Here is an 8,744-nt window from a genome sequence, read left to right as displayed (position 1 = left end):
CGCGGGGGCGGGCGCCGGGCCTCCGGCCCCCGCCTTCGACGCCGGCTGCCAGCCGGGCCCGCGGAAGACCCGCCCGGCCCGCTCGCTCCAGGTGTCGGCGGCCCGGACGTCCCGGACGATGGCGGCGTACTCGTGGGTCGCGACGCGCAGCGGGTTGTGGGTGGAGATGTTCTTGGTGAGCCCGTAGACGGGCCGCTCGGTCTCGGCCGCGAAGGACCCGAACATCCGGTCCCAGACGATCAGGATCCCGCCGTAGTTGCGGTCCAGGTAGCTGCCCTGCGAGGCGTGGTGGACGCGGTGGTGGGAGGGCGTGTTGAGGACGTACTCGAAGGGGTTCGGGAGCTTGCCGACCCGCTCGGTGTGCACCCAGAACTGGTAGACCAGGTTGGCCGACTGGCAGAACGCGAGCGCCGCCGGGTGCACCCCGCAGGCGATCAGCGGCAGGTAGAAGGGCCAGACGGTCGCGGAGGTCCAGGGCTGGCGCAGCGCGGTGGTGAGGTTGAACTTCTCGCTGGAGTGGTGCACCACATGGCAGGCCCACAGGATCCGGATCACGTGGTGGCCTCGGTGGGACCAGTAGTAGAAGAAGTCCTGGGCGAGGAGCATCAGCAGGACGGTCCACCACAGCACGGGCACCCGCAGCGGCGTCAGTTCGTAGACCCCCATGTAGATCGCCAGGACGGGGATCTTCCACAGCAGGTCGAAGCCCAGGCTGCCGATGCCCATGGTGAGGCTGGTGGCGGCGTCCTTGGTCTCGTACCCGGCGGCGCCCTCGTCCGGGTGGAGGCGGTAGCTGACCATCTCGATCACGGTGAGCAGCACGAAGGCCGGTATTGACCACAGCACGACATCGGGCAGGTTCGGCTCCATGCGAGCACCGTAGGGCCGCGGGCCGGCGAGGGCTAGACGTTGTTACCCACAAGTATGCGAGACCTGGCGTCAGCAGTCTTTGGTGCCTTCCGCCAATCTCCACGGGACGCGGGATGCACGGGACGCGCGTCGTCCGCCTCGCCGGGGCCGCCGGCAGTACGTGGCGCGCCTCAACGCACCTCCCCGGCCTCCCTCTTGCGCGGGGCGGCTCCGCGCGGGTTCGCTCTGACGCCAGGTCCGCACACGGCACTCGCCCGGCCGAATAGGGAACTGTCAGTCATGGCCCGTATTCTCTGTGACCATGCTCGACGACCGCCAGACAGCCGCACCATGGCCGACCGCCTACCCCCAGGGGTACGCGGTCGTCGACGTGGAGACCACCGGACTCGCCCGCGACGACCGGATAGTGTCCGCCGCCGTCTACCGGCTGGACGCCCTGGGCAATGTCGAGGACCACTGGTACACGCTGGTCAACCCGGAGCGGGACCCCGGTCCCGTCTGGATCCACGGGCTGACGAGCGATGTGCTGGAAGGCGCGCCGCTCTTCCCGGAGGTTGCGGCCGCACTGTCGGAGCGGCTCGCGGACCGGGTGCTCGTCGCGCACAACGCGGCGTTCGACTGGTCGATGATCGCCCGGGAGTACGCACGGGCCTCCACGATCGCTCCGGTCGAGCACCGGCTGTGCACGATCGCGCTGGCCAAGGAGCTGCGGCTGCCGCTGCCCAACCACAAGCTGGCCACCCTCGCCGCGCACTTCGGGGTCGTACAGCAGCAGGCCCACCATGCCCTGGACGACGCCCGGGTGCTGGCCGAGGCGTTCCGGCCGAGCCTGCACGCGGCGGCCCGCGGCGGGGTACGGCTGCCGTTGCTGGAGTGCCGGCCGCTGACCGAGTGGTCCGACTCCCCCGTCGCCCCGCGCGTCGGGTATCAGCCCTCCCGGCAGCAGAACAGCTGGCGGCCCTCGCGCAAGCGGCCGGCCTGCCCGTATCCCAACCCGGGGCGGTACGAGAAGGAGAAGCCGCTCCGGCAGGGGATGCGGGTGGCCTTCTCCGGGGACACCTCGATCGACCGGGAGCTGCTGGAGGACCGGGCGGTGGAGGCCGGTCTGCACGTGGCGACCAGCGTGTCCCGGCTGACCAGTCTGCTGGTGACCAACGACCCGGACGCGGCCACCTCCAAGACGCAGAAGGCCAAATCGTTCGGGACGCCGATCCTGGAGGAGAGCGCCTTCACCCATCTGCTGCGCGATGTGGCCCCCGCCGAACCGGGTCCGGGGACGACACTGCCGCACCAGGCCCCCGCACCGTCATCGGAGTGAACCGGGCACGACTCGCCCGGCAGCCGCTCGCCCCGTGACCGCCGGGCGTCCCACCCTGTGGCGCATGGCACGTTGTGAGGTTTGCGGAAACGACTACGGCATGTCCTTCGAGGTGCACGCGCAGGGCGCGGTGCACGTCTTCGACTGCTTCTCCTGCGCCATCCACCGCATGGCGCCGATCTGCGAGCACTGCCGGGTCCAGGTGATCGGGCAGGGCGTCGAGGCCGACGGGCACTGGTACTGCGGCGCCCACTGCGCCCGCGCCGAGGGGAAGGCAGGCATCGTGGACAAAGTATGACGGAACATCCCTTGACCGGACCGCTCCGGCCGCACCCCTGAGTGCCGCACCCCATGACCCCGGTTGTACGGTCATGGGGTGTACCGCTTCCTGTTGACCCGGCAGTGGGTGATCCTCACCCTGCTCGGCGTCGTGCTGATCCCGACGATGACCGAGCTGGGTTTCTGGCAGTTCCACCGGCACGAACACCGGGTCGAGCAGAACGGGCTGATCTCGCGGAACCTCGACGCACAGCCGGTCCCGGTCACTGATCTCACCTCCCCCGGGCACACCGTCCCGCGCTCGGACTACTGGCGGGCGGTCACCGCGACGGGGACGTTCGACACCGAGCACGAGGTGGTCGTCCGCCGACGGACCTCGGACGACGACCGCATCGGCGTCCATGTCCTGACCCCGCTGGACCTCAAGGGCGGCGGCACCGTCCTGGTCAACCGGGGCTGGGTGCCGGCGGCGCCGAACCAGACCGCCTTCCCCGACGTGCCGCCCGCTCCCCGGGGCGAAGTGACCGTCACCGGCCGCCTCAAGGCGGACGAGACGACCGGCAGCAGCGGCATCAAGGACCTCACGGGACTGCCGGACCGGCAGGTGATGCTGATCAACAGCGACCAGCAGTCCCAGCTGCTGTCCCGGACGGTCCTCGGCGGATACATCGAGCAGACCGCTCCCCGGCCGACGGGGGATCTGCCCGAGCAGATCTCCTCCCCCGACGACAGCTCGATCGGCCCGCACATGGCCTACGCCGTCCAGTGGTGGCTGTTCGTCGCCGCGGTCCCGGTCGGCTGGATGATTCTCGTACGCCGTGAGAAGCGCGACCGTGAGCAGGCCGCGGCCGAGAACGCGACGGCCGACGCCCCGGAGCAGCCCGCACCGACGAACGCCTGAGGGCAGTGACACATCATCGGGCTGGTTGACAACGGCCCGGTTCGGGAAAACGCCAGGTGTGACCCCACGCATCGAGGACTACGCCCTGATCGGCGATCTGCAGACCGCCGCGCTCGTCGGCAGGAACGGTTCCGTCGACTGGCTCTGCCTGCCCCGATTCGATTCCGGTGCCTGCTTCGCCGCCCTGCTCGGCGACGAGGAGAACGGCCACTGGCGCATCGCGCCCAAGGGGGCAGGCGCCTCGGACACCTGCGCCCGGCGCGGCTACGTGGGTGACTCCCTGGTCCTGGAGACGTACTGGGAGACGCGGACCGGGACGGTGAAGGTCATCGACTTCATGCCGCAGCGCGACGCGACGCCGGACCTGATGCGGATCGTCGAGGGCATCAGCGGCAGCGTCGACATGAGTTCGGTGCTGCGGCTGCGCTTCGACTTCGGATCCGTGGTGCCCTGGGTGCGGCGTTCGCACGGACACCGGGTGGCGGTCGCGGGCCCCGACTCCGTCTGGCTGCGCAGCGAGCCGCCGGTCAAGACGTGGGGCCACCAGTTCAGCACCTGCTCCTCGTTCACCGTCGCCGAGGGCGAGAGCGTGGCGTTCGTGCTGACCTGGCACCCCTCGCACGCCCAGCGCCCGAAACTGATCGACCCGCGCAAGGCGCTGAAGCACACCCTGCACGACTGGGCGAAGTGGACCGGCGTCTGCACCTACGAAGGCCCCTACCGCGACGCCGTGCTGCGCTCCCTGATCACTCTCAAGGCGCTGACGTACGCCCCGACGGGCGGCATCGTGGCGGCCCCGACCACCTCCCTGCCGGAGGAGATCGGCGGCGTACGGAACTGGGACTACCGCTTCTGCTGGCTGCGGGACGCGACGCTGACCCTCGGGGCGCTGGTCTCGGCCGGCTATCTGGAGGAGGCGGCGGCCTGGCGGGACTGGCTGCTGCGGGCCGTCGCCGGGGACCCGGCCGACCTCCAGATCATGTACGGGCTGGCGGGCGAGCGCCGGCTGCCCGAGACGGAGCTGCCCTGGCTCGCCGGATACGAACACTCCCGGCCGGTGCGCACCGGCAACGCGGCCGTCCGTCAGCGCCAGCTCGATGTGTACGGCGAGGTCATCGACGCGCTCCGCCTCGCCCGCGTCGCCGGGCTCGACAGCAAGCCGCACGCCTGGAACCTCCAGCTCAGCCTGCTCGGCTTCCTGGAGTCGACCTGGCGCGAACCGGACGAGGGGCTGTGGGAGATCCGCGGTGCCCGGCGGCACTTCGTGCACTCCAAGGTGATGGCCTGGGTCGCCGCCGACCGGGCGGTGCGCTCGCTGGAGGAGAACCCGGAGCTGCCCGGTGACCCCGACCGCTGGCGGGCGATGCGGGACGCCGTGCACGCCGAGGTCTGCGAGAAGGGGTACGACCCCGAGCGGAACACCTTCACCCAGTCCTACGGGTCACGGGAGCTCGACGCCTCGACGCTGCTCATCGTGCGGACCGGATTCCTGCCGCCGGACGATCCCCGGGTCATCGGCACGGTCGACGCGGTCCGCGACGAGCTGGGCAGCGACGGCCTGGTCCGCCGCTACAGCACCGCGGGCCACTCGGTGGACGGACTGCCGGGCGACGAGGGCGCGTTCATCGTCTGCTCGTTCTGGCTGGTCGACGCGTTGCAGCGGACCGGCAGGCCGGACGAGGCACGGGCCCTTTTCGAGCGGCTGCTGGAGCTCCGGAACGACCTGGGGCTGCTGGCCGAGGAGTACGACCTCGCGGCGGGGCGGCAGCTGGGCAACTTCCCCCAGGCCTTCAGCCATATCGGGCTGGTGAACTCCGCTGTCGACCTCGCCGGTGAGGACCCGGCAGGATAGGGCCATGGATCTTGGACTGCAGGACCGCGTCTACATCGTCACCGGAGCGACCCGGGGCCTCGGCAACGCCACGGCTCGCGCCCTGGCCGCGGACGGCGCGAAAGTGATCATCAGCGGCCGGGACGAGAACGACGTCACGGAGGCCGCCGCCGAGCTGGGCCCCGACGCGGTCGGGCTCGCCGCCGACAACGCCGACCCGAGCGCCGCCCAGCGCCTGGTCGACACGGCGCGGGAGCGCTTCGGACGGCTCGACGGCATCCTCATCAGCGTCGGCGGACCGGCCCCCGGCTTCCTTGCGGACAACACCGACGACCAGTGGCAGACCGCGTTCGAGACGGTTTTCCTGGGAGCGGTACGGCTCGCCCGGACGGCGGCGGACGCGCTCGGCGAGGGCGGCGTGATCGGCTTCGTGCTCTCCGGATCGGTCCATGAGCCGATCGCGGGGCTGACCATCTCCAACGGGCTGCGCCCCGGTCTCGCCGGTTTCGCCAAGTCGCTGGCCGACGAGCTGGGCCCGCGCGGTATCCGGGTGGTGGGCGTGCTGCCCGCCCGGATCGACACCGACCGGGTCCGTGAGCTGGACGCCCTGTCCGGCGACGCGGAGGCCGCCCGCACCGCCAACGAGGCACGGATCCCGCTGCGGCGCTACGGGACGCCCGAGGAGTTCGGGAAGACCGCGGCCTTCCTCCTCTCCCCCGCCGCCTCGTACCTGACGGGGATCATGGTCCCGGTCGACGGAGGATCACGGCACGGCTTCTGACCCGCCGGGCACTTCCCGAACGCGGCCGGCCTCGCTCCCGTACCGGTCGTACGCCGTCGAGCTCGGCCCTCCGTACGCCCAAGGGCCGTCAGGACACCCGCTCCGCGCGGTGCTTGACGGCCTTGAGGCGTACCTCGGCGGGAAGTCCGTCCAGGCCGGCCGAGTCCCTGGCGTGCGCCAGCGCTCCGTCGGCGACCGCGTTCAGCGTCCTCAGCGGCGCGGCGTGCGGCTCCATCAGCAGCCGGAGCCGGGCCCGGGGCGCGGTGCGGCGGCCGGTCAGCATCGCCTGGGCGCGGGCCACTCCGTCCAGCTCGCCCGCCTCCCCGGCGAGCACGCCCTCCAGGGCTCGGCCCCGCAGCTGCGCCCCTTCGCCGTCGCCGCTGTCCACCAGCACTTCGGCGAGCCGGCCGCGGCGGAGCTGGGCGAGGAACCACCACAGGGCGAGGACCACGAGCACGGCGAGGACGGCGATCACGGTCGGCCACCACCAGCCCTCGTCGCGCCAGCGGAGCCGGTCGGCCGTGCTGAGCAGCACATCGGTCTTTCCGTCCCAGGGCCACCACGACGGCACGGACGCGCCGAGGCCGGCGGCGAGCACGGCTCCGCCGACGGCGACCAGCACCAGCCCGGCCAGGGCCAGCAGGACCCGGTTGACGGTGGAGCGCATGCGGCTCATCCCTTCTTCGGCGGTCGGTGCACCTGGACGGAGAGGGCCGGCGGCTTCGCCAGTCCCAGTTCCCGGACGGCCGTCTCCAGCACGGCGTCCAGGTCGGCGCGTACGTCGTCGAGTTCCCGGAAGTGCGAGAGCGCGCGCACCTTCGCCCTGCGCCGTCCCATCCCGACCCGCACGGACTGCACACCGGCCACTTCCGCGGCCCGGTCCCGCAGGACCAGTGCGGCGGCGGTGCGGTCGAGTCCGGCCCGGACCTCGGCGCGATCGCGGCGCATCGGCAGCAGGTCGCGCAGTCCGGGGGTGAGTGCCTGCAGGATCAGCCAGAGGCCGATCAGCGCCGCGACGCCCGCCCCGATGAGCACCACCAGGTCGTCCAGGTGCCGTTCGGCCAGTCCGTCGGCGAGGGAGCGCCGCCACCGCATGGCCGGACGGTCGGCGCGTACTGCGGCGATGTCGTAGAGCAGCAGTCCGGCCGCGCCCAGGAGCACCAGGGCCAGCAGGGCGGCCGGGACCCGGCGCGCGGACCAGAAGCGGCCGGCCCGGCCGTCGCCCTGGTCCAGGGTGGGGACCGGTGCGCGGGCCTCGGCCGACGCGTCCGGGACCGGCACGGTCGCCTCGCCGTCGCTCTGCTCGACGGTGGGCATCCGCCGGGTGGAGCCGGTCGGTTCACCGGGTTCGGTCATCGGATCCTCCCCTGTGCGGCGGCGCCGGCTCCGGCGGGGTGCAGCCGTTCGACCTGCACGGCCACTTCGGGCACCTCCATGCCGGCCAGCGCCTTGACCCGCTGGACGACCCGGCGGCGTACGGCGCCGCACTGGCGGCCGATGTCGCAGGGGTAGCCGAGCTCCAGGCTGACCCGGACCCGGGCGGCGTCGCGGTGCACGGTGACCGTGGCACGCGGCGACGCCCCGTCCGCGGGCGGTGCGTCGACCGCTTCCTTCGCCGCCTGGGCGGCGATCTTGGCGACGACGCGGTCGGCGATCCGGGTCTCGCCCCGTTCGGCGGCGGCGACCCGGCCGGTCACCGCCGTCACCGTCGCCGGTCGCCGCGCTCGCGACTCCGGAAGAAGTCGCCGGGCTCCAGGTCGCCGTCCAGGAAGCGGCCGGCGATGAAGCCGATCGCGCCCAGCGCGGCCACCAGTACGAAGGCTCCGAACCCGCCGAAATATCCGGCGAACCCGAGCGCCATGCCGGCCAACAGGCCGGCGACAGCCATGCTCATCGTGTTCTCTCCTCAAGTGCCGTGCGACGGAGATACGGAAGGACTACTGGACCCGCTGCTCGGGCTCGTCGTCGTCCTCCTCGTCGGGCAGCTTGACGTCGCTGACCGCGATGTTGACTTCGACGACTTCGAGGCCGGTCATGCGCTCCACCGCGGCGACGACGTTCTCGCGCACGTCGCGGGCCACGTCGGAGATGGACACGCCGTACTCGACGACGATCTCCAGGTCCAGGGCCGCCTGGGACTCGCCGACCTCGGCCTTCACTCCGCGGGTGACGGACTTGCCGCCGCCGGGGACCCGGTCGCGGACGGCGCCGAACGTCCGCGACAGGCCGCTGCCCATCGCGTGGACGCCGCCCACGTCGCGTGCCGCCATTCCGGCGATCTTCTCGACGACGCCGTCGGCGATGGTGGTACGGCCCCGGGTGCCGGGGGCGCCGCCGCCGTGCTTGCCGAGGGTCTTGTCGCCCGAACCGCTGGTGGGGGTGTTGCGCTGGGAGGTGTCAGTCATCGCCGTTCTTCCCTTCGGGGCAGGGTTGGACTTCCTTGTCCACGTTAAGTGCGCTTTCCCCATCTCGCGCCATGGATGCGGCAGGCTGGGACGATGACAACGGCGCGGGGCCCGCAGAGGGCCGACGGATGGACCGCCGCGGTACGGCAACGGCTGGGCCTGGGCAGGCTGCTGCCGCTGGGCCGCCCGGCGGACGGCACGTGGATCGCGGAGACGGCTGCCGCCTCGGTGCTGCGCGGGGCGGCGGCTCGCCCCGGGACGGTGCTGGGGAAGCTGCGGATCGGCCCGGCGGGGGAAGCGGTGGCCGGGGCCGGCAGACTGTGAAAGAGAGATCCCACAACCCCGCATGCGCAACCCCT

At 72.1% G+C, this 8,744-nt stretch carries 11 protein-coding genes and 1 pseudogene; 6 read left to right on the top strand and 6 right to left on the bottom strand.

Annotation, left to right across the window (positions count from 1 at the left end; all coding sequences use genetic code 11):
- On the bottom strand, positions 1 to 870 hold an 870-nt coding region (locus B9S58_RS03865), incomplete at its 3' end, for a sterol desaturase family protein (protein ID WP_103530737.1).
- Positions 871 to 1,165: 295 nt separating this feature from the next.
- On the opposite strand from B9S58_RS03865, the gene B9S58_RS03860 reads away from it, so the two are divergent.
- The 5 genes from B9S58_RS03860 to B9S58_RS03840 all read left to right on the top strand — a co-directional run bounded on the left by B9S58_RS03860 (position 1,166) and on the right by B9S58_RS03840 (position 5,980).
- Positions 1,166 to 2,188, top strand: coding sequence for a DEDDh family exonuclease (locus tag B9S58_RS03860; RefSeq protein ID WP_103530736.1), 1,023 nt, complete (start codon positions 1,166 to 1,168; stop codon positions 2,186 to 2,188).
- 64 nt (positions 2,189 to 2,252) lie between these two features.
- Positions 2,253 to 2,486 (top strand): hypothetical protein, encoded by a 234-nt coding sequence (locus B9S58_RS03855; RefSeq protein ID WP_006123591.1) that lies wholly within the window; start codon positions 2,253 to 2,255, stop codon positions 2,484 to 2,486.
- 78 nt (positions 2,487 to 2,564) lie between these two features.
- The gene (locus tag B9S58_RS03850) at positions 2,565 to 3,368 is read left to right on the top strand and encodes an SURF1 family protein (RefSeq protein ID WP_103530735.1); all 804 of its coding nucleotides are present in this window, start codon (positions 2,565 to 2,567) and stop codon (positions 3,366 to 3,368) included.
- 58 nt (positions 3,369 to 3,426) lie between these two features.
- Positions 3,427 to 5,220 carry a glycoside hydrolase family 15 protein gene (locus B9S58_RS03845; RefSeq protein ID WP_103530734.1) on the top strand — a complete coding sequence of 598 codons (1,794 nt, stop codon included), beginning with the start codon at positions 3,427 to 3,429 and terminating at the stop codon, positions 5,218 to 5,220.
- 4 nt (positions 5,221 to 5,224) lie between these two features.
- The gene (locus tag B9S58_RS03840) at positions 5,225 to 5,980 is read left to right on the top strand and encodes an SDR family oxidoreductase (RefSeq protein WP_103530733.1); all 756 of its coding nucleotides are present in this window, start codon (positions 5,225 to 5,227) and stop codon (positions 5,978 to 5,980) included.
- An 88-nt stretch (positions 5,981 to 6,068) separates the two neighbouring features.
- Here B9S58_RS03840 and amaP read toward each other — a convergent pair whose 3' ends face one another.
- Genes amaP through B9S58_RS03815 form a run of 5 tightly spaced genes read right to left on the bottom strand, consistent with a single transcriptional unit; the run spans position 6,069 to position 8,385 of the window.
- Positions 6,069 to 6,647: an alkaline shock response membrane anchor protein AmaP gene (amaP, locus tag B9S58_RS03835; protein WP_258044180.1), complete on the bottom strand. Its 579-nt coding sequence runs from the start codon at positions 6,645 to 6,647 to the stop codon at positions 6,069 to 6,071.
- A 5-nt stretch (positions 6,648 to 6,652) separates the two neighbouring features.
- Positions 6,653 to 7,336: a DUF6286 domain-containing protein gene (locus B9S58_RS03830; protein WP_103530731.1), complete on the bottom strand. Its 684-nt coding sequence runs from the start codon at positions 7,334 to 7,336 to the stop codon at positions 6,653 to 6,655.
- Positions 7,333 to 7,686, bottom strand: coding sequence for a hypothetical protein (locus tag B9S58_RS03825; RefSeq protein WP_103530730.1), 354 nt, complete (start codon positions 7,684 to 7,686; stop codon positions 7,333 to 7,335). The genes B9S58_RS03830 and B9S58_RS03825 overlap by 4 nt, the downstream gene beginning before the upstream one ends.
- Positions 7,683 to 7,874: a hypothetical protein gene (locus B9S58_RS03820; RefSeq protein ID WP_006123598.1), complete on the bottom strand. Its 192-nt coding sequence runs from the start codon at positions 7,872 to 7,874 to the stop codon at positions 7,683 to 7,685. Before B9S58_RS03820 ends, B9S58_RS03825 begins: the two co-directional genes overlap by 4 nt.
- Before the next feature lie 43 nt (positions 7,875 to 7,917).
- Positions 7,918 to 8,385, bottom strand: coding sequence for an Asp23/Gls24 family envelope stress response protein (locus B9S58_RS03815; RefSeq protein ID WP_103530729.1), 468 nt, complete (start codon positions 8,383 to 8,385; stop codon positions 7,918 to 7,920).
- Between the two features lie 93 nt (positions 8,386 to 8,478).
- On the opposite strand from B9S58_RS03815, the pseudogene B9S58_RS38395 reads away from it, so the two are divergent.
- Positions 8,479 to 8,697 (top strand): annotated as a pseudogene (locus tag B9S58_RS38395) (hypothetical protein); the annotation flags it as partial.
- Positions 8,698 to 8,744: the final 47 nt, after the last annotated feature.

Origin of the sequence: Streptomyces sp. SM11, assembly GCF_002910905.1 — a bacterium.
Lineage (GTDB): Bacteria > Actinomycetota > Actinomycetes > Streptomycetales > Streptomycetaceae > Streptomyces.
The sequence above is the reverse complement of the archived record's forward strand: the minus strand, read 5'-3'. Positions and strand labels throughout refer to the sequence as shown.